This window comes from Haloterrigena salifodinae (genome assembly GCF_003977755.1).
Classification (GTDB): Archaea; Halobacteriota; Halobacteria; order Halobacteriales; family Natrialbaceae; genus Haloterrigena; species Haloterrigena salifodinae.
Window position 1 is genome coordinate 623,127 of record NZ_RQWN01000003.1, and the last position, 25,839, is coordinate 648,965.

28 protein-coding genes and 1 pseudogene are annotated in these 25,839 nt (G+C 66.9%); 17 read left to right on the forward strand and 12 right to left on the reverse strand.

The features are described from left to right. Positions 1-27: 27 nt before the first annotated feature. On the reverse strand, positions 28-936 hold the full coding sequence (locus tag EH209_RS17565) for an alpha/beta fold hydrolase (RefSeq protein WP_126664139.1): 909 nt from the start codon (positions 934-936) through the stop codon (positions 28-30). A gap of 451 nt (positions 937-1,387) precedes the next feature. Here EH209_RS17565 and EH209_RS17570 point away from each other — a divergent pair, with 451 nt between their 5' ends. The 4 genes from EH209_RS17570 to EH209_RS17585 all read left to right on the forward strand — a co-directional run bounded on the left by EH209_RS17570 (position 1,388) and on the right by EH209_RS17585 (position 3,293). Beyond that, positions 1,388-1,726: a DUF7130 family rubredoxin-like protein gene (locus EH209_RS17570; RefSeq protein ID WP_126664140.1), complete on the forward strand. Its 339-nt coding sequence runs from the start codon at positions 1,388-1,390 to the stop codon at positions 1,724-1,726. An 86-nt stretch (positions 1,727-1,812) separates the two neighbouring features. Next, entirely contained in the window at positions 1,813-2,106 is a 294-nt protein-coding gene (locus tag EH209_RS17575; protein WP_126664141.1) for a DUF7130 family rubredoxin-like protein, read from the forward strand. 51 nt (positions 2,107-2,157) lie between these two features. After that, complete coding sequence (locus EH209_RS17580; RefSeq protein WP_126664142.1) at positions 2,158-3,066, forward strand: ketopantoate reductase family protein; 909 nt, start codon at positions 2,158-2,160, stop codon at positions 3,064-3,066. Positions 3,067-3,137: 71 nt separating this feature from the next. Continuing rightward, positions 3,138-3,293: a rubrerythrin-like domain-containing protein gene (locus EH209_RS17585; protein WP_008893379.1), complete on the forward strand. Its 156-nt coding sequence runs from the start codon at positions 3,138-3,140 to the stop codon at positions 3,291-3,293. A 201-nt stretch (positions 3,294-3,494) separates the two neighbouring features. Here EH209_RS17585 and EH209_RS17590 read toward each other — a convergent pair whose 3' ends face one another. Then, on the reverse strand, positions 3,495-3,866 hold the full coding sequence (locus EH209_RS17590; protein ID WP_126664143.1) for a NifU family protein: 372 nt from the start codon (positions 3,864-3,866) through the stop codon (positions 3,495-3,497). A 103-nt stretch (positions 3,867-3,969) separates the two neighbouring features. Next, the gene (locus EH209_RS17595; RefSeq protein ID WP_126664144.1) at positions 3,970-4,287 is read right to left on the reverse strand and encodes a DUF5783 family protein; all 318 of its coding nucleotides are present in this window, start codon (positions 4,285-4,287) and stop codon (positions 3,970-3,972) included. Positions 4,288-4,460: 173 nt separating this feature from the next. Between EH209_RS17595 and EH209_RS17600 the strand changes: the two genes are divergently transcribed. Further along, a complete protein-coding gene (locus tag EH209_RS17600; protein ID WP_126664145.1) occupies positions 4,461-4,853 on the forward strand; it encodes a hypothetical protein in 393 nt (130 codons plus the stop codon). 18 nt (positions 4,854-4,871) lie between these two features. Here EH209_RS17600 and EH209_RS17605 read toward each other — a convergent pair whose 3' ends face one another. Next, on the reverse strand, positions 4,872-5,666 hold the full coding sequence (locus tag EH209_RS17605) for a DUF7260 family protein (protein WP_126664146.1): 795 nt from the start codon (positions 5,664-5,666) through the stop codon (positions 4,872-4,874). After that, positions 5,663-6,562, reverse strand: a complete 900-nt coding sequence (locus EH209_RS17610) for a DUF7551 domain-containing protein (protein WP_126664147.1) — start codon at positions 6,560-6,562, stop codon at positions 5,663-5,665. Before EH209_RS17610 ends, EH209_RS17605 begins: the two co-directional genes overlap by 4 nt. A 352-nt stretch (positions 6,563-6,914) precedes the next feature. On the opposite strand from EH209_RS17610, the pseudogene EH209_RS17615 reads away from it, so the two are divergent. After that, positions 6,915-7,265, forward strand: a pseudogene (locus tag EH209_RS17615) (PHP-associated domain-containing protein); the annotation flags it as partial. A gap of 27 nt (positions 7,266-7,292) precedes the next feature. Here EH209_RS17615 and EH209_RS17620 read toward each other — a convergent pair. The 5 genes from EH209_RS17620 to hemC all read right to left on the reverse strand — a co-directional run bounded on the left by EH209_RS17620 (position 7,293) and on the right by hemC (position 12,136). After that, positions 7,293-8,855: a DHH family phosphoesterase gene (locus tag EH209_RS17620; protein ID WP_126664148.1), complete on the reverse strand. Its 1,563-nt coding sequence runs from the start codon at positions 8,853-8,855 to the stop codon at positions 7,293-7,295. A gap of 80 nt (positions 8,856-8,935) precedes the next feature. After that, a complete protein-coding gene (locus EH209_RS17625; protein ID WP_012944787.1) occupies positions 8,936-9,298 on the reverse strand; it encodes a hypothetical protein in 363 nt (120 codons plus the stop codon). A 119-nt stretch (positions 9,299-9,417) separates the two neighbouring features. Continuing rightward, positions 9,418-10,170 (reverse strand): uroporphyrinogen-III synthase, encoded by a 753-nt coding sequence (locus EH209_RS17630; protein ID WP_126664149.1) that lies wholly within the window; start codon positions 10,168-10,170, stop codon positions 9,418-9,420. Further along, positions 10,167-10,982, reverse strand: coding sequence for a uroporphyrinogen-III C-methyltransferase (cobA, locus tag EH209_RS17635; protein ID WP_126664150.1), 816 nt, complete (start codon positions 10,980-10,982; stop codon positions 10,167-10,169). Before cobA ends, EH209_RS17630 begins: the two co-directional genes overlap by 4 nt. 14 nt (positions 10,983-10,996) lie before the next feature. Next, positions 10,997-12,136 (reverse strand): hydroxymethylbilane synthase, encoded by a 1,140-nt coding sequence (gene hemC / locus EH209_RS17640; RefSeq protein WP_126664151.1) that lies wholly within the window; start codon positions 12,134-12,136, stop codon positions 10,997-10,999. Between the two features lie 170 nt (positions 12,137-12,306). On the opposite strand from hemC, the gene EH209_RS17645 reads away from it, so the two are divergent. Together EH209_RS17645 and pheA are read left to right on the forward strand one after the other, a co-directional pair. Beyond that, complete coding sequence (locus EH209_RS17645) at positions 12,307-12,672, forward strand: group I truncated hemoglobin (protein ID WP_126664152.1); 366 nt, start codon at positions 12,307-12,309, stop codon at positions 12,670-12,672. A gap of 106 nt (positions 12,673-12,778) precedes the next feature. Continuing rightward, positions 12,779-13,597, forward strand: coding sequence for a prephenate dehydratase (gene pheA, locus EH209_RS17650; RefSeq protein ID WP_126664153.1), 819 nt, complete (start codon positions 12,779-12,781; stop codon positions 13,595-13,597). A gap of 60 nt (positions 13,598-13,657) precedes the next feature. Here pheA and EH209_RS17655 read toward each other — a convergent pair whose 3' ends face one another. Continuing rightward, positions 13,658-14,785 (reverse strand): site-2 protease family protein, encoded by a 1,128-nt coding sequence (locus tag EH209_RS17655; protein ID WP_126664154.1) that lies wholly within the window; start codon positions 14,783-14,785, stop codon positions 13,658-13,660. 124 nt (positions 14,786-14,909) lie between these two features. Between EH209_RS17655 and EH209_RS17660 the strand changes: the two genes are divergently transcribed. Then, positions 14,910-15,569, forward strand: a complete 660-nt coding sequence (locus EH209_RS17660; RefSeq protein ID WP_126664155.1) for a helix-turn-helix domain-containing protein — start codon at positions 14,910-14,912, stop codon at positions 15,567-15,569. A 73-nt stretch (positions 15,570-15,642) separates the two neighbouring features. Next, positions 15,643-16,002, forward strand: coding sequence for a DUF7344 domain-containing protein (locus tag EH209_RS17665; RefSeq protein ID WP_126664156.1), 360 nt, complete (start codon positions 15,643-15,645; stop codon positions 16,000-16,002). On the opposite strand, the gene EH209_RS17670 is transcribed toward EH209_RS17665, so the two are convergent. Further along, a complete protein-coding gene (locus EH209_RS17670; protein ID WP_126664157.1) occupies positions 16,003-16,428 on the reverse strand; it encodes a CBS domain-containing protein in 426 nt (141 codons plus the stop codon). 137 nt (positions 16,429-16,565) lie between these two features. Here EH209_RS17670 and EH209_RS17675 point away from each other — a divergent pair, with 137 nt between their 5' ends. The 7 genes from EH209_RS17675 (at position 16,566) to EH209_RS17705 (ending at position 25,801) form a co-directional block, all read left to right on the forward strand. Continuing rightward, positions 16,566-17,024, forward strand: a complete 459-nt coding sequence (locus tag EH209_RS17675) for a peroxiredoxin (protein WP_126664158.1) — start codon at positions 16,566-16,568, stop codon at positions 17,022-17,024. A gap of 59 nt (positions 17,025-17,083) precedes the next feature. Next, the gene (locus tag EH209_RS17680) at positions 17,084-17,503 is read left to right on the forward strand and encodes an Hsp20/alpha crystallin family protein (protein ID WP_126664159.1); all 420 of its coding nucleotides are present in this window, start codon (positions 17,084-17,086) and stop codon (positions 17,501-17,503) included. A 186-nt stretch (positions 17,504-17,689) separates the two neighbouring features. Continuing rightward, positions 17,690-18,487, forward strand: coding sequence for a hypothetical protein (locus tag EH209_RS17685; RefSeq protein WP_126664160.1), 798 nt, complete (start codon positions 17,690-17,692; stop codon positions 18,485-18,487). Positions 18,488-18,706: 219 nt separating this feature from the next. Next, a complete protein-coding gene (gene leuS / locus EH209_RS17690; RefSeq protein WP_126664161.1) occupies positions 18,707-21,355 on the forward strand; it encodes a leucine--tRNA ligase in 2,649 nt (882 codons plus the stop codon). A 516-nt stretch (positions 21,356-21,871) separates the two neighbouring features. Beyond that, positions 21,872-24,070 (forward strand): methyl-accepting chemotaxis protein, encoded by a 2,199-nt coding sequence (locus EH209_RS17695; RefSeq protein WP_249038829.1) that lies wholly within the window; start codon positions 21,872-21,874, stop codon positions 24,068-24,070. Next, positions 24,067-24,846, forward strand: coding sequence for a bacteriorhodopsin (locus EH209_RS17700; protein ID WP_126664163.1), 780 nt, complete (start codon positions 24,067-24,069; stop codon positions 24,844-24,846). The genes EH209_RS17695 and EH209_RS17700 overlap by 4 nt, the downstream gene beginning before the upstream one ends. 136 nt (positions 24,847-24,982) lie before the next feature. Continuing rightward, positions 24,983-25,801, forward strand: coding sequence for a YqjF family protein (locus EH209_RS17705; protein WP_126664164.1), 819 nt, complete (start codon positions 24,983-24,985; stop codon positions 25,799-25,801). Positions 25,802-25,839: the final 38 nt, after the last annotated feature.

The following is a 25,839-nucleotide window of genomic DNA, read 5'->3' on the forward strand; positions in this document are numbered from 1 at the left end:
CCAACGGTAGTGAGTCGAAGGAACCGATTAATCGCCGACTCGAGTAACCCCGGGCATCTCGGCCGGCGGATACTCGGGCGTCGGCGCACAGCGGCGGTCCGGGAGCCAGTTCAGGAGACTCTCGTTGAACCGCTCGGGGCGCTCTCGAGGCGCCCAGTGGCCGCAGTTCTCGATGACGTCGAGTTTGGCGTCCGGAATGCGGTCCGCGGCCCGCACCGACCACTCGAGGGGCACCAGCGGATCGTCCTCGCCGTGGCTCAGCAGCGTCGGGACGGACAGCGACTCGAGGTCGTCGACGAAGTTCGTCGCGACGCGGCCGTCGTAGGAGAGTTCGTTCCCCTGAAACTCCGTGAACGCCTGGATCGAGCCCGGTTCCATCAGCTTCGCCCGGGCATCCTCGACGAACCCGTCGGAGAGGGCGCTGGAATCGGCGACGAGGCTATCGAGAACCAGTCTGACGCTATCGGTGGTAGCTCCGGCGGCGATCTTGCCGAACTCCGTCATTCCGGGAACCCGCGACAACAGCTTCCACGGGAGGGCGTTGGGCAGTCGTCCGCCCAGGCCGTAGCTGTCCACGAGCGCCAGTCGCTCGATCCGGTCGGGTCGCTCGAGGGCGTAGCCGAGCGCCGCGCCCCCGCCCATCGAGATCCCGACCAGCGAGACCCGCTCGTAGGGGAGCGACTCGAGAAATCCGTCGAGGACGTCGACGTAGGTTTCGATCGTGTGGGTGACCGAGCCGGTACTGCGGCCGTACCCTGGCCAGTCGATCGCGTAGACGCGGTAGTCCTCGGAGAGGGCGTCGATGGCGTGGCGCCACGAGACCGTCGCGTCGTCGATCCCGGCGCCGTGACAGAGGACGACTGGGGGGCCGCTCGTCCCCGCGCGCCGGTAGGCGATCCGACAGTCACCGACGGTCGTAACGCCGGTCCCCGTCATACTCTCCTCACCCTCGCGCTATCGTCGGCATGGCTTGTAGACGAGACGACGGTCAGACAGCGATCGAACTGATGACCGAACGCGGACGTCTGAAGCAACACGTCCGCCGAAGGTGCTCGACTGTTGTCCACCTTTTCCCTTGCAACGGTCAGTACCGCTCGGCCCCCCCCGCCGTCGGTACCGCACCGGCCGACCGATCGCCGACCGCCGGGCAGCTTTGGTGTGTGGTGGGTTACCATACATCGGCTATCTATACGGGGGATGTATATTGTTTTCTATTACTGGGGGAATTACCTTCCATTGATTCCGTTTTCTCGCGTCTGGTTTACAGTTCCAGATCGTCGTCCGTGCTGCTCGTCGAGCGGCTGTTCTCGGTCGGTACCGGCCCTCGAGTGGCCGCTTGCATAATGCGCGCTGTGACTTTATTCGCGTTGCCGACGTCCGTTCGCCCATGGTCGAAACTGGGGAAACTCCGGCGAAAGAAGGCGAGGAAGACGCCGTCGAGGAGGTTCTGGACCTCAACCTCGGGCAGGTCGTCTACGATGAGGACGGAAACAAACTCGGAAAGGTTCGAGGCTTCGAGCGGAGCGGTTTCTTCGTCACCACGCGCGAGGGCGCCGAGGCGCTGAGCGTCGAACACGCCCGCTCGGGCCATGAGTTCGGCGAGGCCGAACTGATGTGGCGCTGTATGGAGTGTGGCGAAATGGGCGACATCGACACGGGACTTCCCGACGAGTGCCCGAACTGCGGCACCGAGCGGGAGAACCTGATGTACTGGACCGAGGACTGAACTGCGCCAGGCCGTCCGCGGCCTATTCCATATCGCGTATTAGGGTTTATCGCCTCGCACGACGTAGCTGTAGGCGGTGAGACGCCATGGCCGAAAAACAGCCGCGACTGGGGTTCGGAACGACGGTTTACACCGAGGACGGCGAGACGATCGGACGGATCCGCGGATTTGACGAGGACGGACTCTATGTCACCCTGCGTGACGGAATCGAAGGGATGAGCGTCGAACACGTCCGCTCGGGACAGCAGTTCGGCGAGGCCGAACTGATGTGGCGCTGCTGGGAGTGCGGCGAAATGGGCCGACTCGACCGCGACATCCCCGACGAGTGCCCGTCCTGTGGCACCGAGCGAGAGAACCTCTACTACTGGACCGAGGACTGAGCGGGCCCGCAGACGGCAACCGTTTTCAGCCCGCTCGTTCCACCTCGAGCCATGGAGATCGTCGTCTTCGGGGCCGGAAGCCTCGGCAGTCTCGTCGGCGGGCTGCTCGCCCGCGAGCACGACGTGACGCTCGTCGCCCGAGAGACCAACGCTCGGGCCGTCCGCGAGTCGGGATTGACTCTCGAGGGAGAGGCGGCGGGCTTCCCGTGCAACGTGTCTCCAGCGGCGACGACCGACGAAACGGGGCTCGAGGCGGACTTGGCCGTCGTGACGGTCAAATCGTTCGACACCGCAGCCGCCGCCGACGCGCTCGCGACGGGTTCGTTCGACGTTGTCTGCTCCCTGCAAAACGGCATGGGAAACGAGGAGACGCTCGCCGCGCGGCTCGAGGCCCCGATACTCGCGGCAACGGCGACCTACGGCGCGATTTTGCGCGAACCGGGCGTCGTAGCGTGTACCGGTGTCGGCGAGGTCGTACTGGGGGCTCGAGACGGCGGCCCCGCGGCCGCCGCGGATCGAGCGGGCGAGGCGTTCACGGCCGCGGGGATCGAGACGACCGTCGCCGACGACATGCCCCGTCGCCTCTGGGAGAAACTCGCCGTCAACGCCGGTATCAACCCCGTCACGGCACTGTCCCGGACCGAAAACGGGGCCATCCTCGAGGCCGACGCGATTGACCTGTCCCGCGCCGCCGCCCGCGAGACGGCGCGGGTCGCACGGGCCTGCGACGTCGGGCTCTCGAACCGCGAGGCGCTCGCCGCACTCGAGTCTGTCGCGAGCGAGACGGCCGCGAACACGTCCTCGATGCACCAGGACGTCCGCGCCGAGCGGCACACCGAGATCGACGCCATCAACGGCTACGTGGTCGACCGGGCGGCCGAGCGGGGCCTCGAGGTGCCGACGAACCGGGTCCTGACGTCGCTGGTCAGGACGTGGGAACGAGAACTCGATCTGCGGTGACCGCCGTCGCGGCTACTCGCCTTAAATATCCTTGCATGAAATATATGATCGTGGACCGAAAAGTACGTCGTATGCCTCACGACCAGGACGTCGAAGGCGAGAACGACCCCGAATCGGCGTCGACCTACGAGTGTCTCGAGTGTGGGACCGTCGTCGAAGCGAACACCCATCCCGGCGTATGTGAGTGCGGCGGCGAGTTTCAGAACCGGGCGAAGTCGCTCGAGTAGCGCCGATCGGGCTCGCTACAGTCTTCGTTTCGCGCCGCCGGAAGTCTCGGTGCGGCATCCGTCTACCGCGGCTCCCACAGCGGCGCCGCTGAGCGCTCCTCCGACTCCACGGCGGACTCCGGCGAAAGGGAGCCAAACCACCGCCTCTCGGCGAGTGAAATAGCGAAAAACTCGGTTGGAACTACGCGGGACGACCGGCGGTTAGAACGGTGCTTCCGGCCCTTCGTCGGCGCCGCCGTCGTCGTCGACGGTCTCGCCGGGGAACGATGGGCTCATGCCGTCGCCACCGCCCATGTCGGCCTCGCCGCCGTCCATCCCGGTGTGGGCGTTGACCGTCTCGATTTCGGGGATCTCCTTGACCATCCGGCTCTTGATCGCCTGGATCGTCATCGGCGAGATGCCACAGCCGCTGCAGGCGCCGCCGAGGGCGATGCTGACTTCGCCGCTCTCGCGGTCGATGTCCTGAATCGCTGCGCTGCCGCCGTGCATCTGGATCTGCGGGAAGTTACGGCGGAGGAAGTTCGCGACGCGGTCTTCGAGGTCGTCCCCGTCGTTCTGGGATTCCGTGCTCATGACCCACCCTTGGATGTGGGTGCCCCTAAACCTTCCGTCCTACCCGTTCGGCTGCCGACGCTCGCGACGCCCGAATCGCGGTCCTCGAGTCATCTGGTTCGGATCAGGCGAACCCGAAAACTCGCTGCAGTTCGGTTTCGATCTCCTCGATGTGGCGCTCGAGGACCTCCTCGAATCGATCCCGCTCGACCAGCACGCCCGTGAGTCGATCGTAGGGGTCGTCGGGGAGCTCGATGCGGAACTCGCCGTCGCCCTCGTAGAAGGGTTCGCTCTCGTTTAGCACCTGCTGGTCGATCGCGTGGACCAGCTCGGAGTCGTACTGGTCGTTCATCCGGTTGAACGCGTTCTTGTACGCCTGCTGGAGCTCCGGGAAGTAGTTGGCGTACTTGTCTTCGAATTTCTCGGGATCGAAGTCGGCCATACCCGGAGGGACGGTGACCGGAGACAAAAGTCGGACGATCGGTCGGCCACCGCCGTCTCGCGGTCTCGAGATCGTTCGATAGTGACAACGAAATAACACAGTAGAGGATGCGGTATACGAACGATGCGTACGCAAGCCGAACCGACACTCCCGTTCCCGGTTCAGGGAGGGACATGCCTCCCGATCAGCCCCCCATCCCACGCGAGGTATTACCACCGGGATGGGGACCCCTCGACTGCTGTGACGACCGGTTCGAATACCGTCACAGCCAGCCCCCGCTCGAACTCGTCGCGGATTGCACCGCCGCCGATCGTTCGCATCCGGGACTCGGCCTCTGTCGGTGCTGGGAGCTTCGGTACCGGTACTTCCTCACCGACCAGACGATCACCGAGGTGATCGGCCGCGTGTCGACCCGCCGGGCCGCCGTCAAAGGCGCCCTCGCGTGTATGGAACGCGTCCACGACACCGTCTCGACGGGCGACGGTCTCCTCGAGGTTCGGGACGTCCTCGAGAGCGTCCCCCTTCCGGACCTCGTCCCGGACGGCCTCTCGCAGTCGTCGCCGTAGTCCGCGCCCGGCGGTCGCCTAAGCGCGCCGCGACAGATGCGCGCGAACCGTCCGCTGGCAGTCGCCACAGATCCCGTACAGCCGCGCCGCGGTCGACAGCAGCGGGAACTGGACGGGGAGATCCGCGTAGATCGCCGCGACGAGTTCTCGGTAGTCGGCGGTCCCGCGGGGATTTGTCTCCCCGGAGAACTGCCGCTGTCGCTCGTCGGTCAGCGTCTCGAGGCGGTCCCGATGGGTCTCGAGTCGGTCGTGTTTCTCGCGCAGGTCGTCGAACCCGCACTGGAGCAGCGATTCGTCGGCCGTCGCTCGAAGCCACCCCACGATCTCGTCGATTTCGTCGATCGCCTCCTCGAGCGTCCGTCGCTCGCGCTGCAGCGTTTCCTCGAGCAGCACCGTCTTCCGGTGCTGGGTCTCGAGTTCCTCGAGAACGGCTCGTTTGAGCGCCGGCGTCCAGTCGGCGTCGGCGGCCAGCGAGACCGCGATCTCCTCCGAGAGTTCGGCCGCCATCGTCTCGACGAGCGAGTCGTCGTCGGCCGCGATCGTGTGCGGTTCGACGGTCTCGACGAACGCCTCCCTGACGGTCTCACAGCGGTCGTTGGACGGCTGCGGAGTCGCGGCCGCCGATCCGACCGCCGTCGCCATCGCCTTCGGCGTCGCCGGCACGGTACCGGCCGCCTGCGCGGGTCCTGACGCCGTTGGCACGTCTCGAATCTCTCGCGCGAACGTCTCGAGGGCCGACGCGCGGTCGGCGACGTCGTCCCGTTCGTCCTCGAGACAGGCCACCGCCCGGTGGACGACCGTCGAGTCCGTCATAGCTCGTCCTCCGTGAGACAGACGAGGCCGCCCGCGGCCTCGACGTCGCTGGTCACGACGAGTTCCCAGTCGCCCTCGCCCAGCGCGGTCACGTCGGTCACGCCCAGCGCCGCGGTCGCCTCTGACGTCCGGCGCAGGATGTCGATCCCGATCGGTAGCGTCGGAAACCGTCGGCCGTCGCAGTCGATGGCGTACCCGCGCAGGGAGACGCTCCAGGCGTCGATCTCCGGCCGCGGCTCGCGTACGACGTCGTACGCCCGTACCAGCGACAGCGAGTCGAGATACGCCAGACTCGCCTCGACGGGGTCGGCCGCTGACGCGACCGACGGGAGATTCGCCGCCGCGTCCCGCAGCAGTCGCGTCCGTTCGTCGACGGTCAAGTGTCGCTCGAGTTCGGCCGCCATCGCCTCGAGCAACACCAGACAGAGCGTGTTCCGGTCGGTCGTAGCTTCGGCGGCGGCCAGATAGGTCTCCATGATCGCCGTCTCGGCCTCGTCGTGCTCGCTCCCCGAGAGGGCCTCGAACACGGCGCCGGAGACGTCGTGACAGAAACTGATCAACGGATCGTCGGCCTCGCCGCCGCGATCGACGGGCTGCTGGGGGACGGGGTCCGTGCCCCCGTCGGGGTCGTCAGGCCCGTCGCCGACGTGCAGCGGCTGCTCTTGCCGGACGATGGGATCGTAGTAGGGCAACTGCGGATCGTACTGTCTGAGCGCCGCCCGGTACTGTTCGGTCGCTCGAGCCGCGTCGGCCGCGGCCGTACGGGTCGCGAACCGCTGGCCTGCGACGGGGACGGGCCGCTCGCCGGAGCGAGCGCAGACGACGTAGTAGTCGCCGTCGTCGCTGGCCAACCGTTCGATCTCGTGGCGAATCTCTCTGAGTGTCGTTCCGACCATGGTTTTCCTCCAGTCTCTCGGCGGATAGCAGGGCGGTCGTGCGGCGCCACGGCCCCGTTCGGGGCGGAATCGCCTCGTCGCGCCGAATCGTGGTAGCGGGAACCGCCGTTCGTTCTTTAGGCTTACCTAAACCAACATAAGTCCACCGAATTTTAGGGTGGCCTAATCCTCTCGAGGCGAGTCGATCCGCCCGCCGAACTGCTGGAAACGAGTAATTGCCCGCCATCACCGGGTTTAGTCCCTGCCGTTGTATCGCTCTACACCGTTGCTTCGTCTGCAGGTCGTCGTTCGGCCCGTCACGGGACGGCTCTCGCCACGGTAAATCTGATAATGCTATATTGAATACGGACTTACCGGCTACCGCAACCGCCGGGCGCGGACGTTCGCCCGTCGCCACGGCTATCCCCAGATCGGCGCCAGCGACGCCCACTACCTGCCCAACGTCGGCAAGGCTTACATCGAGATTCTCGTCTCGCCCGATGCCGACGCCGCCACCAGGGCCGACATCGACGGCGACGAACTCGTCGCGGCCATCCTCAAGGGCCGGACTCAGATCCGCGGCAAGCGAACACCGATTCACAAGAGCTCGGTCCAGTACGGCAAGGGCGCGGCTCGAAAGGTATCGTACCTGCTGACCTCGCGGGCGCCGCTGGTACCGACAGTGCCGGCCTCGATGGACCGTTCACCTGATCGTACCGTGTGACTCGAGTCGGCCGGTACTCGACGTCCGTCAGGAGAGTTGCTCGCCGACGATTTCGTCAGCACGCTCGATGAACGCGTCCTCTGTTCCTTCGGGTACCGTCGCTCCCGCGGCGACGTCGTGCCCGCCGCCGTCGCCGCCGACGGCCCGCGAAGCTTCGCCCATGACGACCGAGAGGTCCAGTCCCTGTCGGACGAGGTTGTGGGTGCCCCGCGAGGAGACCTTGACCCCTGCCTCCTCCTCGGCGGCGTTACCCTCCGCGCTCTTTTCCGCGAACGCGAGGATCGGCTTCGAGCGGCTGATCCCCTCGTTGCCCATCGCCATGCCGGCGACGATGCCGACAATGGTCTCGCGAATCTCGTCGCCCGCGTGGAACCACTGGAGGTGCTCCTCGTGGGTGACGCCCTCGCGCGTGACGAGGTCGATCCCCTCCGAGAGGTTGCGCCGGTGGTTTCGCAGCAGTTTCCGGGCGCGTTCCAAGGCGCCCGTTCGATCCCCGAGACAGACCCCGAGGCCGACGTCAGCGCGCTCGTAGCGGGCGGTCGCGTTCAGCAGCGTCGAGAACTCGCTCGCGTCCCGGAGTTCGGTGCCGACCGGTTCCTCGGGGAGGACGTACGCCGTACTCACGAGCTGGTCGATCTTCGACGCGGGGACGCCCGTCGAGACGGCTCGCTTGACGAGCGCGCTGGCGACGGTCTGCTTCTCATCGTTAGTCAGTCCCGACCAGCGGCGCCATTCGCCGTCGCGTTTCAACTCGAGGTCGAGACCGTCCAGAAACCGGAGCGCGCCGTTCTCGTCGTTCGAGATGCCGGGGATGTGGACGTCGGTGGCGTACTCGAGCAGTTTCGGCAGCGGACGGGTCTGTTTCCCGTAGAGCGCCAGATCCTTGCCGGTCTCGAGGACGCCGGCCTCGACGCCGTCTTCGACGATCGCCTCGTTGGCACCGTGGAGCTCCCCGCCGGAGGCCTGCATGTCGCCGACGGCGCCGACGACCGCGAGGGCGGCCAGATCCCGGTTGTCGGCGCGGGGGGCGGTGGCCGGCTTCGCGGCCGCGGCAGCGTCGCCGCCGTCGGAGCATAGCTCCGACGAGGATCGGCTCCCGCCGTTCGCCTCACCACCGTCGGCCGCCACGGACGGTTCGTTCCCTTCCGAAGCGTCCGCGAGCGCCCGCGAGAGAACGTAACTCGCGCCGGCGCCGGAGAGTTCGGAGGCGCCGTCGATCCCGAACAGCAGGGGGTTCAAGTGGAACTCGGTGTCGCGGTCGGCGGGCTGGTGGTGGTCGGCGATGACGGGCATGAAGGCGCCCGCGTCCTCGTGCTCGCCGATGATATCCAGCTGGCCGCTCCCGAAGTCGGTGAAGAGGACGACGTCGTAGTCGGTCGCCGCGATGTCGGCGATGGCGTCCTCGTCGAGTTGTTTCTCGAAAACCGTCTCGAAGGGGATCGCCGCGCGCTCTAAGGCCTGTGCGGCGATCGCGGCGCTGGTGAGTCCGTCGGCGTCGATGTGGGAGGCCAGCAGGACGCGATCGGCCTCGAGGAGTCGGTCGGCACAGGCGGCGGCGCGATCGGCGAGTTCGGGAACCGGACCGGTCATCGGTACATCGGTCGATGATGGGTCGGCATTCGAGATAAACCTCCGGTCATCGGTCGGCGGCCGGCGTCACCGTTGGCGTCTCACCACAGCCCGAGTAGCTCCGGCAGCGGTTCGCGGTACATGAGCAGGAGCACGTTGTTCGCCGCGAACAGGACGTACAGGCCGACGACGATGGCGACGAACCGGATATCCATCGGATCCGAGAGGACGTGGCCGATCAGTATCACGACCGCGGCGTAGCACGCCGCGGCGAGCAGGACTCCGGGGAGTCCGAACAGCTGATAGAAGAAGACGGTGACGGGATTGAGCTCGCTCGCGTAGGGGACGAGAAAGAACAGGGTCGCGGCGACCGCATCGATCCCCCAGAATACGAGAAACGTGAGGCGAACGCCGATCGAACCCGGCGGGTCGAGTCGCTTTCCGAGGGACGATTGTACTGACACAGTAGTCGAAACATGGGGACCATCAGGAGTAGGGATTATCCTTGCTAACGCGGGTTGTGACGGTCCTGCACGGCTTTTCTGCAGTCGCAATCTGCCCGACGGCGTCGAGTCGCGAGCCGTTACTCGCGACCGGGTCGGACGGCCGCGACCGTCTCCCGCGCGAGCGCGTCGAACGTGGCTTCCTCGGGCACGACGTCGACGTCGATTCCCCGCTCGGCGGCGGTCTCGGCCGTCGGCTCGCCGATGACGCCGACGGTGGCGTCGGCGAGCCCTTCGAGCGCCGCGTCCCGAACCCCTCGGTCGGCCGCGGCCTCGAGGAAGTGGTCGACGGTCAGTGACGAGGTGAAGCAGGCGGCGTTGAGGTCGCCTTCGGCGGCTAACGCGGCCGACTCGCCGCTGCCGTTGGGACGGACCAGTCGGTAGAGGATCGTCTCGTGGACGTACGCGCCCGCGTCCTCGAAGCCGTCGAGCAGGACCGCGCTGCCGTGGTCGCTGCGGGCAACCTCGACGCGGGCGCCCGCGACGCGATCTTCCAGGGCGGCGACGAGGCCGCTCGAGGTGAACTCTTCGGGGACGAGATCGACTGCGTACCCCTCCGCGCGGAGCGCGTCGGCCGTCGCGGGGCCAATGGCACAGACGGTCTGGTCGCCGGGCTCCCAGCCCGCTTCAGAGACGAGTTCCGCGCCGGTCTTGCTCGTGAAGACGACGTAGTCGGCGTCGGTCCGCGGGACCGTGCCGGTCGCCTCGACGGCCAGCATCGGGTCCGGAACCGGCTCGGTGCCGAGTTCGGAGAGCAGGGCCACGGCCAACTCGAGGCGCTCGTCGTCGGGGCGGAAGACGGCGACGGTCGGCGCGTTGGGAGTGTCGCTCATCGGTTGTACCTCCCCTCCTCGTCGGCACCGATGGCGCCGTCGTCGTTCTGCAGGAAGTCGACAACCGACGCCCGGATGCCGGCGACGTCGCCGATCACCGTCACCGCGGGGGGTTCGATCCCGACCTCGTCTCGGGCGTCGACGATGGTCTCGAGGGTCCCCGTCGCGACCTGCTGGTCGGGCCAGGTGCCTCGTTCGACGAGCGCGACGGGCGTCTCGGAGGCCATCCCGGACTCGAGCAGCGCCTTCGTGTAGTCAGGCAGACGGCCGACGCCCATCAGGACGACGATGGTGCCGCCGGTCGCCGCGAGGGCCTCCCAGTCGACCGCCGACTCTGCCTTGGTCGGGTCCTCGTGGCCCGTGACGAACGACACCGAGGAGGCGTGGTCGCGGTGGGTGACCGGGATGCCGGCGACCGCGGGCGCGGCGATAGCCGAGGTGACCGCAGGGACGACCTCGAAGGGAACGTCGTGGGTCGCGAGGTACTCGGCTTCCTCGCCGCCGCGGCCGAAGACGAAGGAGTCGCCGCCCTTCAGGCGGACGACGGCTTTGTCCTCGCGGGCGAGTTCGACCAGTCGCTCGTTGATCTCCGACTGGGGCGTGCGGTCGCCGTTCGCGCGCTTCCCGACGTCCTCGCGGCGGTCCTCGGGCAGGAGATCGATGATCTCCGGACCCGGCAGTTTGTCGTGGAGGACGACGTCGCTCTCCTCGAGCAGTCGCTTGGCCTTGACGGTCAGCAGATCGGGATCGCCGGGGCCGCTCCCGACGAGGTAGACCGTTCCCGGGTCGGCGCTGGTGGAGTCCGTTGACATCTCCGTACGTTCCCTCACTTCCCCTCCGGCTTATCTTCCGCGGAAACGTCGCCTTCGTCGCTCTCGACGTCCTCGCGGGCGGCCTCGATCAGGTCGGCCGCGCCGCGGTCCGCGAGATCTCGGGCGAACTCGCGGGCTGCCTCGGCGTGGGTCTCGACCGGCAGGTCGCGGCTCCCCTCGACCGACACCTCGCCGTCGCGGTCGAAGACGCTGACCGTCGCATGGACGTACTCGCCCTGGACGACCGCGTAGATGCCGACGGGCGCGATACAGCCGCCGCCGAGTTCGGCGAGGATCGTCCGCTCGACGGTCGTCTCGACGCGGCTCCGCGGGAAGTCGATCGCCGACTGGATGTCGCGGGCCGTCTCGCCGTCGCGCGCGGTCACCGCGAGCGCCCCCTGTCCCGGCGCGGGAACGAACGTCCCCGTCGGGAGTTCCCGATAGTCGACGTAGTGATCGAGGCCGCTGCGCTCGAGCCCCGACTGCGCGAGGACGATCGCGTCGTACTCGGTTTCGACCTCGCGCTCCATCGCCTGTCGCTCGAGTTCCGAGAGGTCGTCGAACCACTCGTCGACGGTGCGGTCGTATTCCGGTTCGTAGTCGTCGTCGCCGGTGTTCCCCTTGCGCTCCTTGTCGGCCTCCGTCCGCTCCTGGTGTTCTTCCTGCAGCGACGGCGCCAGCAGCTTCTCGAGGCGCGTGTCCACGTTCCCGCGCAGGGGCTCGACCTCGAGGTCCGGGCGCTCCGAGAGGAGCTGGGCCCGCCGGCGCAGGCTCGAGGTGCCGACGGTCGCCCCGTCCGGAAGCTCCTCGAGGGTCGAGCCGTCGGGCGTGATGAGGACGTCCCCCGGCGGCCCGCGCTCGGGCACCGCCGCCGTGACGAGTTCCTGTGGCTGTTCGGTCGGCATGTCCTTCATCGAGTGGATGGCGCCGTCGAGGTCGCCCTCGAGGACGCGCTCATCGAGTTCGCGGACGAACGCGCCCGTCTTCCCCAGTCGATGAATCAGTTCGTCCCTGATCTGGTCGCCCGTCGTCTCGACGGTGACCAGTTCCACCTCGTAGCGACGGTCCTCTAAGGCCTCCTTGACCAGTGAGGCTTGTCGCCGGGCGAGTGTGGATCCCCGAGTCGCCAGTCGCAGCGTCCCGCGCGTTCTCATGGGAGAACAGTCAGCGCCTGGGGTATGAAAAGCGCACGCTTGTCGGGCGACGATCGGTGACCGTCGTCCGCGCGAGAAGTTGTGTGGTATTTGTGACCAGGAAACATGAATTTTCGCGCGAACATATTCGAGAGACCATTTAACTCTCCGTCATTCGTAGGATCGGTCGGATGAGCGAAACTCTGTACGAACGACTCGGCGGACAGGACGCGATCGGTGCGGTCGTCGACCAGTTCTACGAACGCGTAGTGGAGGACGAACAGGTTGCCCACTACTTCGAGGACGTCGACATGCAGAAACAGCGGGCCCACCAGACCCAGTTCATCAGCGCGGTCGCGGGCGGCCCCGTCGACTACTCGGGCGAGAACATGGAGGCCGCACACGACGACCTCGGGATCACGAGACCCGACTTCTACGTCATCGTCGAGCACCTCGACGCGACGCTCCGGGAGTTCGACGTCGGCCCCGACGACCGCGAGGCCGTCCTGGACGCGATCGCCGAGTACGAAGGTGACATCGTCACGGCGACGGCCTGAGTGCGATCCGGTGCGGTGCGATCGCTGACCGTACCAGGGGGAACCGACCGACAGCGCTCGAGACGGACCCGAGACCTTTTGATCCCGTCGGCGCTATCACCAGCCGATGGTCGCAGTTACGCTGGGTCCCGAAGGAACCTACTCGCACCGGGCGGCGACGGCGGTCGCGGACGGCGACGAGATCGACTTCCGACAGTCGGTGACGTCCATCGTCGACGCCGTCGCCGGCGTCGAGTACGATCGCGGCGTGATCCCGATCGAGAACAGCATCGAGGGCTCGGTCACGGAGAGCTTGGACGCGCTCGCGGAGTACGACGTCGCCGTCGTCCGCGAGATCGTCACCCCGATCCGCCACGCGCTGCTCGCTCAGGGGCCGGAGTTCGACACCATCGCCAGCCACTCCCAGGCGCTGGCGCAGTGTCGCACCTACCTCGAGCGCGAGTATCCCGACGCCACCCTCGAGGCGGTCGCCAGTACCGCCCAGGGCGTCGAGTTCGCCCGCGAGGATCCCTCCGTCGCGGGGATCGGACATCCGGCCAACGCCGACGACGAACCGACCCTCGAGGTGCTCGCCGAGGACATTCAGGACCAGGACTCGAACGCGACTCGTTTCTTCGCGCTGGCGCCCGCCGAGGAGCGCTCGAAGGGCGGCGGCAAGAGTTCGCTCGTCGTCTACCCCAACGCGAACTACCCCGGGCTTCTGCTCGAACTCCTCGAGCCCTTCGCCGACCGGGACATTAACCTCACGCGGGTCGAGTCCCGCCCCAGCGGACAGCGACTCGGCGACTACGTGTTCCACGTCGACTTCGAGGCCGGCCTCTACGAGGCCCGGACGAAGGAGGCGATCGAGGAACTCGAGGAACTGGCCGACAACGGCTGGGTCCGTCGACTGGGCTCGTACGACACCGAACACGTCGTCGAGTAGTCACCCGCCGTCGAGACTCCGTTTTATTACCGGCGTTCGCTACCGGATACCGTAGAATCGTTAGAACGCCGTCGTCTCGCGCCGGAGCTCGAGCGCCGCGGCGAAGTCGGCCTGCGAGACCAGTCCGATAGGCTCGCCGTCGCGCACGACGAACCCGACGTCGGCCCGGCTTCGCTGTAACGTCTGGAGCGCGTCGAACGCGCTCGTCTCGGCGTCGATGCGCGGGAGGTCCGTCGTCGCGACGTCGCCGACGGTCGTCGTCTCGTACTCCGCCGGCCCGATGTCGCGCAGCGCGGCTGCGGTGATCGCGCCGACGATCGCGCCGCTCTCGTCGGCGACGGGGAGATCCGTTCGCCGAGCGGCGAGCAAGCGGGCGAACACGGTTTCGACGGTCGCGCCGACCGGGACCGGCTCCCGGGGCGAGCGGAGGTCCGTCACGGTTAGTCCCGAGAGGAGGTCGCCGAGAACGACCGCGCGGGACTCGCTAGTTGCACCAATGTAGATGAAGAGCGCGACCAGCACGAGGACCGGGCTGAAGGTCACGACGACGCCCAGGAAGATGAACAGGATCGCGAACAGCGTTCCGGCGCGAGCGGCCGTCCGGGTGGCGCTGACGTACGACCGATTGCGCGCGAGCACGGCTCGCAACACCCGCCCGCCGTCCATCGGAAACGCGGGGAGCATGTTGAACGCCACCAGTGAGACGTTCATGACGCCGAGCAGCCCGATCGCGAAGACGAGGACCGTCGCCGACTCGGGGACGACGAAGAGCGCGCCGATGCAGGCGGCCCCGACGAGGAGGCTCGCGACGGGACCGGCGACGGCGATCCAGAACTCGCGGTTCCACTCTCGCGGCATCTCGGCGAGGCTCGCCAGCCCGCCGAGGATCCAGAGCGTGATCGACTCGACTTCGATATCGTAGCGCATCGCGACCCACGCGTGGCCTAGTTCGTGGACAGTGACGCTCGCGAACAGTCCGACGGCCGCGAGGGTGGCGACGAGCCAGCGGTCGGCGGCGGAGAGGCTCGCCGCGTCGACCGTCGCCGGCGTCGCGGCGTTGATGACGACCTCGTACGCAGCGAGTTGTTCGCCGCTGCCGATGAGCCAGACGAGCACCGGAACGAAGACGAGCAGCGAGACGTTCACGCGGATCGGGATTCCCCAAACCCGGAGGACGGTGTAGTTCACGGCGTGTCCACTCGAGAGAACGCGGTTAGGTGTTGCTGAATACGTCCATCGCGCGCCGCCGCCGGTTCGCCCGCTCGAGTCGACCCCCTCGCGGCTTTTTCTCGCTGGAACCCCTCCGTTCCGTATGTTACGCGCATCCATCGCCATTCCGGCGGAAGCGCTGGCGCTCGATCACGCGTCGAGCGCCGTTCCTGGGATCGAGGTCGAGGCCGAGCGGATCGCCGCGCACAGCACGGAGTGGGTTATGCCGTGTCTCTGGATCGCCAACGAGGAGTTTGACGCCGTCGAGAACGCGTTGGAGTCGGATCCGTCGATCGACGAGGTCGTCGCGAGCGTGCGGTTCGACGAGGCGGCGTTCTATCACGTCGAGTGGACCGAGGACGTAATCCGGCGGATCGATTCGTATATTGACAAGGAGGGGTCGCTGCTCGAGGCCCGACTCTCGGGGGGCGAGTGGCGGGTCGACTTCCGCTTTGCCGACCGCGAGCAGTTCGACGCGTTCCGGGATCAGTTCGCGGACCGGGACTACTCCTTTCGGCTCCTGAGCCTGACCGAAATGACCCGCTCGGACCACGAGTTGCAGGACCTCACTGCGGCCCAACGGGACGCGCTCGTGGCCGCCGCGGAGCGCGGCTACTACCGCGTCCCGCGGGAGACGACGACGGCCGAACTCGCGGACGATCTCGGCATCACCCACCAGGCGATCTCGGAACTCCTCCGGCGGGGGACCGAAAACCTCGTCTTCGCGACGCTGCCGGCGGAGCGGGAGTCCGAGTCGTCGTAGCTGCGTGACACCTTTTAAAGTGTTGCGCTCGGCAGGTTCGTCGCTCTTCCGGCCAGATCGGCTAGTCTCCTCAATGACAAATGAGACTATCTCGCAAGACGTCGCGTTCCGCCTGTTGAGCCACGTCTATCGCCGCGCGTTGCTCGAGTGTCTCGACCGACACGACGCGCCCGTCTCGCTGGCCGACGCGGCGGCGGACGTGGCGCGAGCGTGCAACGAAAAGCCAGCCCCCGACGTCTCAGACAGGGAGATCGAGCAGATCTATCTCTCCTTGCACCACTCGCACGTCCCGCGGTTGGCCGATCGCGAGGCGGTCAGCTACGACCGAGACCAGAAGGTCGTGACGCTCACCGAACGCGGGGAACGGATCATCACCGTCCACGACCGCGTGAGCGTCGACGAGCCGCTCGAGGTGACCGACGCCGGACGGTGATTACGGACTATACGCCGGCGACTGGGCCTCGATCGTGTCGGCGACGTTATCCAGTTGCTCGCCGATGGTCGCGACGAGGTCGTCGAGTGTGACGATGCCCGTCAGTTCGCCGTTCTCGTCGACGACCGGGAAGCGGCGCGCGTTCTCCTCCTTGATCGCCCGCGAGATCTCGATCGCGTCCGCGTCCGCCCGCAGCGTCGTCAGCCCCGCCGTCATCACGTCTTCCGCCGGCGTCCCGGCGACGTCGTCGCTTTGGGCCACCTCGAGGGCGATGTCGCGGTCGGTGACGATCCCGACCGGCTCCTCGCCCTCGGTGACGACCGCGGCGCCGACGTTGTTCGACGCGAGCCGCTGTGCGACCGTTTCGAGTTCGGTGTCTGGACCGGCCGTTACGACGTTCTTCGGACCGAGTTCGCCGACTGACATAGCACGAAGAGAGACAGCCGGCTGGCTATTCAGCGCGGGGCTTTCACCTGAACGCGACGCGGCCGCCGACTGCGGATCGCGCGACGACAGGTCCGGCACCGCAAACGGTTTTCCGCGTCCCCGCGGTAGCCCCGCACATGACGCTCGACGACGGCGACGACGCCCCGACCGTGACCGCACCGACTCAGGACGGCAAGGCGGTTTCCCTCGAATTCGAGGAGCCGACGGTGCTGTACTTCTATCCCAAGGACGACACGCCCGGCTGTACAGTCGAAGCGAACCAGTTCCAGCGCGAACGCGAGAGTTACCGAGAGGCCGGCGTGGACGTCTACGGCGTCTCGGTCGACGACGTCGACTCCCACGCCTCGTTCTGCGAGTCGGAGGGCCTCGAGTTCGACCTGCTGGCCGACCCCGACGGCGAGGTCGCCGAGGCGTTCGACGTCGACCGGCGGGACAGCGGTGTCACCGCGCGGACGACCTTTTTCCTCGCCGACGGCGAGGTGAAGGCGGTCTACGAGAACGTCGATCCTGACGGACACGCGCGCGAAGTGTTGTTCGACGCGCTCGACGACGGGCTAGTGACGTTACCCGAGTAGGATCTTTTGACCTCGAATCGCGGGCAGAATTTATCTCACTCGAGCCCCTAGCTGTGCGTATGCGACGAAACCCGTTCGACGATATCGAAGAGTTGCTCGACCGCGTCAGCCGGCAGGTCGAGGAGGGTATGGGCGCCGGCGGGCTGCAGGTCCCGGGCTCGGTCCCGGTCGACGTCGTCGACGCCGGCGAGGAGTACCTCGTCACGGCCGATCTTCCCGGCTACGAAACCGACGACATCGAACTGACCCTCTCGGAGGGGACCCTGCGACTCGAGGCCAACCGCGAGGACGAGTCGGAGTACGCCGAGGGCCGCTACCTCCGTCGCGAACGGACGCGCACGTCGGCCAACCGCCGGATCCGCCTTCCCGAACCGGTCGAGGAGGAGTCCGTCTCGGCCGGCTTCGAGGACGGCGTGTTGACCGTCCGGCTCCCGAAGGTCTCGGAAACCGACGACTCGAAGCGGATCGATATCGAGTAATCGGCGAGGCTCGAGCCCCGCCGTAGCGTGGCCGCTCGCCGACGGCCGGCGAATCTCGACCGAGACTCGCCGACCAAGCGTGATCCGCGAGTGCGACGAGAGACAGCGACTATCGCCGACCGTCCATCTAGGGCCCCATCGCGATTTTTCAGACGATTATTATACCTGGCTTACAAATCCCGCTGTATGGTCCGGCTATTCGTCCTCGCTGTCGCAGCAGGGTTCATGCTGTTCGGGTGGATGGCGCTCTCCAGCGCTCGCGAACTGAGCGGTCGGCAGACGACGATCGACGAACTCGAATCGACGGACGAGGGTCGTCTCGAACCGGGCGGCGAGGCGACGATCAGCGGCCCGGTCTCCGTCGTCGAACCGGCGTCGCCGGAACGAACCGGTCCCGAGTCGAACGGGACCGACTCGGCCGCCCTCTGGGCGTGGCGGCACCGCCGAAAGGAGGGAGGAGAGAGCACCAACGGATGGGAGACCGTCGAGAGTGAGCTCGCGGTCGGGGAGTTCACCGTCGACCACGGCTGGGACCGCGTTCGCGTCGACGCCGAGGCGCTCGCGGCCGAGGTGGACGATCCGTTCGACTCGTCGCAGTTGTTTCTCGACGAGCCGGAAACGGACGTCTATCTCGGCGAGCTCGATCCGGTCAACAAGTTCCTCGAGCGCCGCGGGTTCGCGGACGAGGGCGGTATCATCGGTGATGTAGAGGTCTCGATCAGCGCCGGCGGGAAGACCACCATGCCCGACAAGTATCAGGCCACGGTCGTCCGTGATGGCGACGAACTGATCGTCCGCGGCGACCTGACCGAGACGGCGGACGGGTACGTGCTCCGCGGGTCGGACGAGACGCCGCTGTCGATTGCAGCCGGCGATCTCCAGAGCCAGGAGGACCAACTGCGCTCGGAGGTCCGCATGCGAAAGGCGGTCAGCGGCGTGTTCTTCGGGCTCGGTGTGTTCGTCGCGATACTCGCCGTTCTCTAGGGGCGGTCTCGGCGTCTCCCACCGTCGATACCACGCGCTACCTGAGGAGACGTTGACGCCCTGCCCCGCACTGTGTCTCGAGTCCGCACGCTCGAGGCGGACAGCCAACTCAGCGACCGCCGCGGAATCGGTCACGTCGGTCGCGCGGGCGGTCGCCGGGCGCGGGCTAGTGTATGGAAAGGTATAGGGCGGCGTCCCCACCTATAGCTATATAAGCAAATGAGCGACGCGGGATACGACCACGCAACGGTCGAACGGCGCTGGCAGGAGGCGTGGGACGAGGAAGACGCCTATCGGACGCCCGACGACGTCGAGGATCCGACGTACGTGCTGGGCATGTATCCGTACCCGTCGGGCAAACTCCACATGGGCCACGTCCGAAACTACACGATTACGGACGCGTACGCCCGGTTCCGACGGATGCAGGGCGACGACGTCCTCCACCCGATGGGGTGGGACGCCTTCGGCCTCCCCGCGGAGAACGCGGCCAAAGAGCGCGATACCAACCCGCGGGACTGGACATTCGACTGCATCGAGACGATGACCGAGCAGATGGAGTCGATGGGCTTTGGCTACGACTGGGAGCGGGAGATCGCCACCTGCACGCCGGAGTACTACCAGTGGAACCAGTGGCTCTTCGGGCGGTTCCTCGAGGAGGGCTTAGTCGAGCGCCGCGACGCCGAGGTCAACTGGTGTCCCCACTGCGAGACCGTTCTGGCCGACGAGCAGGTCGAGGGCGAGGCCGAACTCTGCTGGCGCTGCGATACGCCGGTCGAACAGCGCGAACTCGAGCAGTGGTTCCTGAAGATCACCGAGTACGCGGACGAACTGCTGGAATCGATCGACGACCTCGAGGGGTGGCCCAACTCGGTCCGGCAGATGCAGCGCAACTGGATCGGCCGCCAGTACGGGTCGGAAGTCGACTTCGACATTGAAGGACACGGCCCCGTCACGGCCTTCACGACCCGCATCGACACCATCCACGGCGCGACGTTCTTCGCGCTGGCGCCCGACCACCAGATCAGCGAGGCGCTCGCCGAGGAGGATGAGGACATCCGTCGGTTCATCGAGGAGGAGGCCGACCCCGACGGCGACGAGCCGAACGGCATCGCGACCGGCCTCACGGCCACGAATCCCGTCACCGGCGAGGAGATTCCGGTCTACGTCGCGGACTTCGTCCTCTCGGACGTCGGGACGGGCGCGCTGATGGCCGTTCCGGGCCACGACGAGCGCGACCACGTCTTCGCCGAGAAGAAGGGACTAGACATCGTCCCCGTCATCGCTCCCGAACCCGAAGAGGGCGGGGAGCCCGAAGCGCCCGACGTCGGGGAGGCGGCTTACACCGAGGACGGCGTGCTGATCAACTCCGGCGACTACTCGGGGCTGGACAGCGAGACGGCTCGAGAGCGCCTGACCGAGGATACCGAGGGCGCCGAGGAGGCCACCCAGTACCAGCTGCGTGACTGGGGGATCTCCCGCCAGCGCTACTGGGGAACGCCAATTCCGGTGATCCACTGCGAGGAGTGCGGTCCGGTCACGGTTCCCGAGGAGGAGCTGCCGGTCGAACTGCCGGAGTTCATCAACACGACCGGGAATCCGTTAGACGCCGCCGAGGAGTGGAAGCAGACGACCTGTCCCGAGTGTGGCGGCCCGGCCGAACGGGAGACCGACACGATGGACACCTTCGTCGACTCCTCGTGGTACTTCCTGCGGTACGTCTCGCCGGGCCTCGAGGACGCCCCGTTCGACCTCGAGCGGGCCAACGACTGGATGCCCGTCGACCAGTACGTCGGCGGCATCGAACACGCCGTGATGCACCTGCTGTACTCGCGGTTCTTCACCAAGGTGCTGGCCGACCACGAGGGGCTCGAGCACCGCGAGCCCTTCACGAACCTGCTCGCCCAGGGAATGGTGCAACTCGAGGGCGAGAAGATGTCCAAGTCCAAGGGCAACGTCGTCTCGCCCCAGCGGATCGTCGAGGAGTACGGCGCGGACACGGCACGGCTGTTCATGATGCAGGCCGCCCAGCCCGAGCGCGACTTCGACTGGAGCGAAGAGGGCGTCCGATCGACCAACGCGTTCCTCGCGCGGCTGAAGGGGATGGTGGCGGACTACGTTTCCGACGAGCCCGCGGGCGACGATAACGCCGTCGCGAGTTACGTCGACAGCGAGATCGAGGCCACGATCGCGCTGGCGACCGACGAGTACGACGACCTGACGTTCAACAAGGCGCTGCGCGAGACGCAGGATCTGGTCCGAACGCTGCGCCAATACAGTGACTACGCGGAGCCCCACGCCGAGATCTACGAGCGCGGGCTGTCGGCGGTCGTCCGCCTGCTCGCGCCGGTCGCACCCCACCTCGCGGAGGAGCTGTGGAACGAACTGGGCAACGACGGCCTCGTCGCCGACGCCGCGTGGCCGACCGCCGAGGTCGACCGCGACCACGTCATGAAGCGCCGCCGACTGGTCGAGAACACCCGCGAGGACATCCGCGACATCGTCGAGGTCGCCGGCATCGAGGACCCGAACGCGATCGACGTCGTCGTCGCGCCCGACTGGAAGTACGACGCCCTCGAGATCGCGATCGAGAGCGACGCTGACAACCTGATCGGCGAACTCATGCAGGAGAGCCACATCCGCGAACAGGGCGACGCCGCGGCCGACTACGGCCAGGACCTGCAGGCCGAACGCGAGGCGCTGTCGATGACCCTCTCGCCCGAGGCGGAGTACGCGGCCCTCGAGTCCGCCGCCTGGCTGATCGAACGCGAGTTCGAGGCGCCGGTAACCGTCGTTGGCGCCGACGAGGCCGACGAGGACGTGCTCGCGAACGCCGAACCCGGCCGCCCGGCGATCGAAATCGACGACTGATCGACGCCGTCCGACGCCGTCGGACGCCATCGGCAATCGATTACCACTTTTCGCTCGGACATTCTGTCCTCGAGACTCGCCGCCCGTACGCGACGCTATCGAGGGGACCCCATCAATCGAGCGTCGTCCCGACTCATCGGTCGCGGTCGATGTCGCCGACCGATTCCGTTCGCTGTTATCTCTCCGTACTGGTATAACCGGGCCGAAATACGGCGCGATCGCTCGAGCATACGGACCGGCTTTTCTCCCCGAAGGCTGCCTACGGCTATCAGCGACCACTTCTCGATCGAACCGTCCGCTCGCGCTCGCGGGTTCGGGGTAACTCCGAGAGATATAACGATGTGTACAAACCAGCTCGGAGTGTTCAATTGTGTCGATACATTCAATTAGTGTGAATTACCAGTATTACGGAGACACGTCGCAGCGCCACGCTGCCCGACACGTCCACGGTATACTATGGCATTCGAGGACTCACTCCCCGATCGGCTCAGAGAAACGTACAGTGTAAAGATCGGTTTGATTTTCGTCACGATCGCGCTCGTGACGCTGCTCGTCTCGGGGCTCTTTTTCGCCCACGTCTCCGGAGCGGTCGGGCCGGAAGCGGAACAGCACTTCAGCGACCGAACCGACGATCGAAGCGACGTCGCGGAGACGTGGCTCGAAACGAACGCGGAGACGACGAACGGTATAGCGGCGGACGCGACCGTCCGCGACGGCGATACCGAGGCGATCGGCGACCGACTTGCCGACGCGCAGGCCGCCCGCGGCGATCGCGTCGCGGAAATTCACTACCTCGCCGCCGATGGCGAGGTGCTCGCGAGCAGTGACGACGCGGCGACGACCGAGAACTTCTTCGACGCTGCGGGCGTCGACGGCGAGACTAACGGGCCGACCGCGGCCCACCAGGCGCTCTCGAGCGACGACGAGGTGCTCTCGTTCGTCGCGAGCGTCCCGGGCGAGGATCGCTACGTCGCCCTCTCGGCGCCGGTCGCCGCCTTCGCGTCGACGCTCGAGAGCGGCGACGACTACCGGACGGTCGTCACCGACGCCGACGGCGAACAGGTCGTCGGCGTCGGCGAACTGAGCGGGGACGTCGAGGTCGACGACGCGGCCGTCCTCGAGGCCGTCGGGACCGAGGCGTCGGGCGTCGTGACGGCGACTCCCGAGGGAACCGATCGGGAACTCGCTGCGACGACGGCGACGATCGACGTCGGCGAGTCGACGATGGCGGTTACGACCTACGGCGTCGCGGACGACGTCTTCGCGGCCCAGAACACCGCGACGGCCGCCATCGCGACGCTGGCGTTCATTTTCGTCATCAACCTCGGCTTCGTCGCCATCGTCCTCGGCGGCAACCTCTCCCTGCAACTTCGCCGGCTCGCCCAGAAGGCCGAACGGATGGGCGACGGCGACCTCGACGTCGACCTCGAGACCGATCGGATCGACGAGGTCGGCATCCTCTACGACTCCTTCGGATCGATGCGCGACGACCTCAGCACCACGCTGGCCGATCTCGAGAACGAACGCGAACGCGCACAGGAGGCCCAGCGCCGCACCGAACAGCGCAACCGCGAACTCGAGGCGGAGGCCGAGCGCTTCGGCGAGGTGATGGCCGACTGCGCCGACGGCGATCTGCAGCGGCGCCTTGAGGCCGAGACCGACCACGAGGCGATGGTCGAGATCGCCGAGTCGTTCAACGAGATGATCGCCGACCTCGAGACGACGGTGTCTCAGGTCAAGCGGATCTCGCGGGACGTCGCGCGGACGAGTACGGAGGTCCAGTCCAGTTCCGAGGAGATCAGCCGGGCCAGCGAGGAGGTCAGCGCCTCGGTTCAGGAGATCTCCGACGGCTCCTCGACGCAGGCCGAGGATCTGGAGATGGCGACGACGGAAGTCAAGGAGATGTCGGCGACCGTCGAGGAGGTCGCCGCCGCGACGAGTACGATCGCCGACCAGTCGACGCAGGTCGACGAGCTCGCGACCGCCGGACAGGAGGCGGCCGAGGAGACGACGGCGGAGATGCACGTCGCCAGCGACCAGACGGAGACTGTCGCCGAGACGATCCACGAACTCGAGCAGGAGGCCGAACGGATTCAGGAGATCGTCGAGCTGATCGACGAGATCGCCGGCCAGACGAACATGCTGGCGCTGAACGCGGCGATCGAGTCGGCCCGGTCCCAGAGCGCCTCGAGCGAGGACGGCGGCTTCCAGGCCGTTGCCGACGAGGTCAAGGAACTGGCCGAGCAGACACAGACGGCAGTCGACGACGTCGAAGCCATGATCGAATCGATACAACGGCGCGCGACCGAGAGTGCGGCACAGATCGAGGAGACCGAGGAGACGATCGGGTCGGCCACCGATCGCGTCGACTCCCTCGCGGACAACTTGGACCGGATCGCCCGGGAGATCGAGCAGGTCGCGAGCGGCGTCACGCAGATCGATCAGGCGACGAACGAGCAGTCCGAATCCGCCGAGGAGCTCGCGACGATCGTTCAGGACGTCGCCAGCGTGGCCAACGAAACGACCTCGCAGGCACAGCAGGTCGCGGCGGCCTCCGAGGAGACGACGGCGACGATCACCGACGTCTCCGCCGAGGCGACGCGGCTCGACCAGCGGGCGACGGAGCTGGCCGACACCGTCGACGAGTTCGCCGTCTCGGAGGCGGAATCCGACTCACAGCTGCCGGCCGCCGAACACGGAGGTGAGAGCCGATGATTGGCGAGCTCGAGATGTACCGGTTCAGCTCCTACGTGACGGCCGTCGCGACGCTGGCGTTTCTTGGCTGGGTCGCGAAGAAACCGGCCGGGACGCGCCGGTACTTCCTGCCGGCGCCGATCGTCTGCGGGACGCTCTCGCTCGCGTACTTCGGGATGTCGATCGAACTGCTCCGGGTGACGACGGCGAGCGGCCAGCCGCTTCCGATGAGCCGCTACATCGACTACTTCGTCGCGACGACGATCATGATCGCGGTCGCGGGGAAGGTTGCGGACGCGACCCGACGCCAGTTGGCCACGCTCGTCGCCCTGACGGTCGGTTGGATCGGCCTCAGCCTCGGCCGATACTTCCTCACTGGGACGGCAGTGCTCGCCGCGAACCTGGGTACGGCCGTCGTCCTCGGAGCGCTCCTCTACGTGATGATCTGGCCGGTGACGAAACGCTCCGGCGAGACCTCCGGTGAGCGGGTGTTGCTCTACGGCAAGCTCAGAAACTTGCTCATCCTGCTCTGGGTCGCGTACCTGGTTATCGGCGTCGTCTCCCGACAGGGGATCGGCCTGCTCGACGCCTTCGGCGGCATCTTCGCGGGCGCCTATCTCGACGTCGCCACCCGGATCGGCTTCGGACTGTTGCTTCTCCGGGGCTCCGATGCGATGGCGAACTTCATCGACGATACCGGGTCGAACGGCGGCTCGGACGAGTCCGACGGCGAAGTGACGTTCGCGGAGCCGTCCGGCGACTCCGACGCCGATCCCGATATCGAACCGGCCGACTAACCGGTCGCGATTCCGGTTCGAGCGGCCGATCGACTGTCACCGTTCGAGACTTCAATCGAAGCTGACAGTCGACTGTCTCCTTTATCCGATCGCTCCTCGTATTCGGGACCACAGTCCGCAGGACTGGCTCTCGAGGATGACGGATCACAACAACAGACAGACACGACGCCGAATACGACCGCGAACTGATCCCTTTCGGTGGGACTTCGCCGACGGCTCGACCCCGACCGCGCCACACGTCGCCTCGATGACGTGGCGCGATGGGTCGTTCGTCAACTGGCCCGTCGACGCCGACGCCCTCCGTCCGCACGTTCCCGACCAACTGACGCTCGAGACGCGAGACGGCGACGCCTGGCTCAGCGTGTTGCCGTTCGTGCTCACGAAGGTTGGAATACGCGGCGCGCCGCCGTTTACCAGAACGGCCGTCGCCGAACTCAACGTCCGGACGTACGTCCGGTACCGCGGCGACCCGGGCCTGTTCTTCTTCAGTATCGACGTCGGGAGCCCGTTGATCGCCGCGATCGTCGGCCGAACGACGCGGCTTCCGGTCTATCACGCGCACATGCGAGTCAGCGCCGACAGCGGCGACGTCCTCTTCTCGAGTACGCGGAGCCAGACCGCGGCCGGCGCGCGGCCGCGGTTTGACGAGGACGCGCCGCGGGCTCGCTTCGACGCGACGTATCGCCCCGACGGCGACGTCTTTCGTCCCGAACCGGACACGCTCGCCCACTGGCTCGTCGAACGCCGTCGATTGTACGCCGCCGAAGACAGGGGGGTCCTGACCGGCGAAATCGCCCACGAGCGGTGGCCCCTTCGGCCCGGCGAAGTGACGATCAACGAAAACACCATGTTCGAGGTCAACGACCTGCCGGAGCCGACCGGCGATCCGGTCGTCTACTACTGCGACGAACTCCCGATGACAGGGTCGATTCCGCGGCGACTCCGTGAGGAGTGAGGACAGTCGATCCGGCGGCGGCGGACCGTCCGCTGCCG

What these genes read in the sequence shown, in the direction of transcription:
- cobA (WP_126664150.1), bottom strand. Translation starts at nt 10,982, where the DNA reads ATGTCAACGGACTCCACCAGCGCCGACCCGGGAACGGTCTACCTCGTC.
- EH209_RS17605 (WP_126664146.1), bottom strand. Translation starts at nt 5,666, where the DNA reads ATGACGGACTCGACGGTCGTCCACCGGGCGGTGGCCTGTCTCGAGGAC.
- EH209_RS17645 (WP_126664152.1), top strand. Translation starts at nt 12,307, where the DNA reads ATGAGCGAAACTCTGTACGAACGACTCGGCGGACAGGACGCGATCGGT.
- EH209_RS17600 (WP_126664145.1), top strand. Translation starts at nt 4,461, where the DNA reads ATGCCTCCCGATCAGCCCCCCATCCCACGCGAGGTATTACCACCGGGA.
- EH209_RS17585 (WP_008893379.1), top strand. Translation starts at nt 3,138, where the DNA reads ATGCCTCACGACCAGGACGTCGAAGGCGAGAACGACCCCGAATCGGCG.
- EH209_RS17705 (WP_126664164.1), top strand. Translation starts at nt 24,983, where the DNA reads ATGACGGATCACAACAACAGACAGACACGACGCCGAATACGACCGCGA.
- EH209_RS17620 (WP_126664148.1), bottom strand. Translation starts at nt 8,855, where the DNA reads ATGACCGGTCCGGTTCCCGAACTCGCCGATCGCGCCGCCGCCTGTGCC.
- pheA (WP_126664153.1), top strand. Translation starts at nt 12,779, where the DNA reads ATGGTCGCAGTTACGCTGGGTCCCGAAGGAACCTACTCGCACCGGGCG.
- EH209_RS17565 (WP_126664139.1), bottom strand. Translation starts at nt 936, where the DNA reads ATGACGGGGACCGGCGTTACGACCGTCGGTGACTGTCGGATCGCCTAC.
- EH209_RS17580 (WP_126664142.1), top strand. Translation starts at nt 2,158, where the DNA reads ATGGAGATCGTCGTCTTCGGGGCCGGAAGCCTCGGCAGTCTCGTCGGC.
- hemC (WP_126664151.1), bottom strand. Translation starts at nt 12,136, where the DNA reads ATGAGAACGCGCGGGACGCTGCGACTGGCGACTCGGGGATCCACACTC.
- EH209_RS17670 (WP_126664157.1), bottom strand. Translation starts at nt 16,428, where the DNA reads ATGTCAGTCGGCGAACTCGGTCCGAAGAACGTCGTAACGGCCGGTCCA.
- EH209_RS17610 (WP_126664147.1), bottom strand. Translation starts at nt 6,562, where the DNA reads ATGGTCGGAACGACACTCAGAGAGATTCGCCACGAGATCGAACGGTTG.
- EH209_RS17590 (WP_126664143.1), bottom strand. Translation starts at nt 3,866, where the DNA reads ATGAGCACGGAATCCCAGAACGACGGGGACGACCTCGAAGACCGCGTC.
- EH209_RS17630 (WP_126664149.1), bottom strand. Translation starts at nt 10,170, where the DNA reads ATGAGCGACACTCCCAACGCGCCGACCGTCGCCGTCTTCCGCCCCGAC.
- leuS (WP_126664161.1), top strand. Translation starts at nt 18,707, where the DNA reads ATGAGCGACGCGGGATACGACCACGCAACGGTCGAACGGCGCTGGCAG.
- EH209_RS17680 (WP_126664159.1), top strand. Translation starts at nt 17,084, where the DNA reads ATGCGACGAAACCCGTTCGACGATATCGAAGAGTTGCTCGACCGCGTC.
- EH209_RS17660 (WP_126664155.1), top strand. Translation starts at nt 14,910, where the DNA reads ATGTTACGCGCATCCATCGCCATTCCGGCGGAAGCGCTGGCGCTCGAT.
- EH209_RS17570 (WP_126664140.1), top strand. Translation starts at nt 1,388, where the DNA reads ATGGTCGAAACTGGGGAAACTCCGGCGAAAGAAGGCGAGGAAGACGCC.
- EH209_RS17575 (WP_126664141.1), top strand. Translation starts at nt 1,813, where the DNA reads ATGGCCGAAAAACAGCCGCGACTGGGGTTCGGAACGACGGTTTACACC.
- EH209_RS17665 (WP_126664156.1), top strand. Translation starts at nt 15,643, where the DNA reads ATGACAAATGAGACTATCTCGCAAGACGTCGCGTTCCGCCTGTTGAGC.
- EH209_RS17595 (WP_126664144.1), bottom strand. Translation starts at nt 4,287, where the DNA reads ATGGCCGACTTCGATCCCGAGAAATTCGAAGACAAGTACGCCAACTAC.
- EH209_RS17685 (WP_126664160.1), top strand. Translation starts at nt 17,690, where the DNA reads ATGGTCCGGCTATTCGTCCTCGCTGTCGCAGCAGGGTTCATGCTGTTC.
- EH209_RS17675 (WP_126664158.1), top strand. Translation starts at nt 16,566, where the DNA reads ATGACGCTCGACGACGGCGACGACGCCCCGACCGTGACCGCACCGACT.
- EH209_RS17700 (WP_126664163.1), top strand. Translation starts at nt 24,067, where the DNA reads ATGATTGGCGAGCTCGAGATGTACCGGTTCAGCTCCTACGTGACGGCC.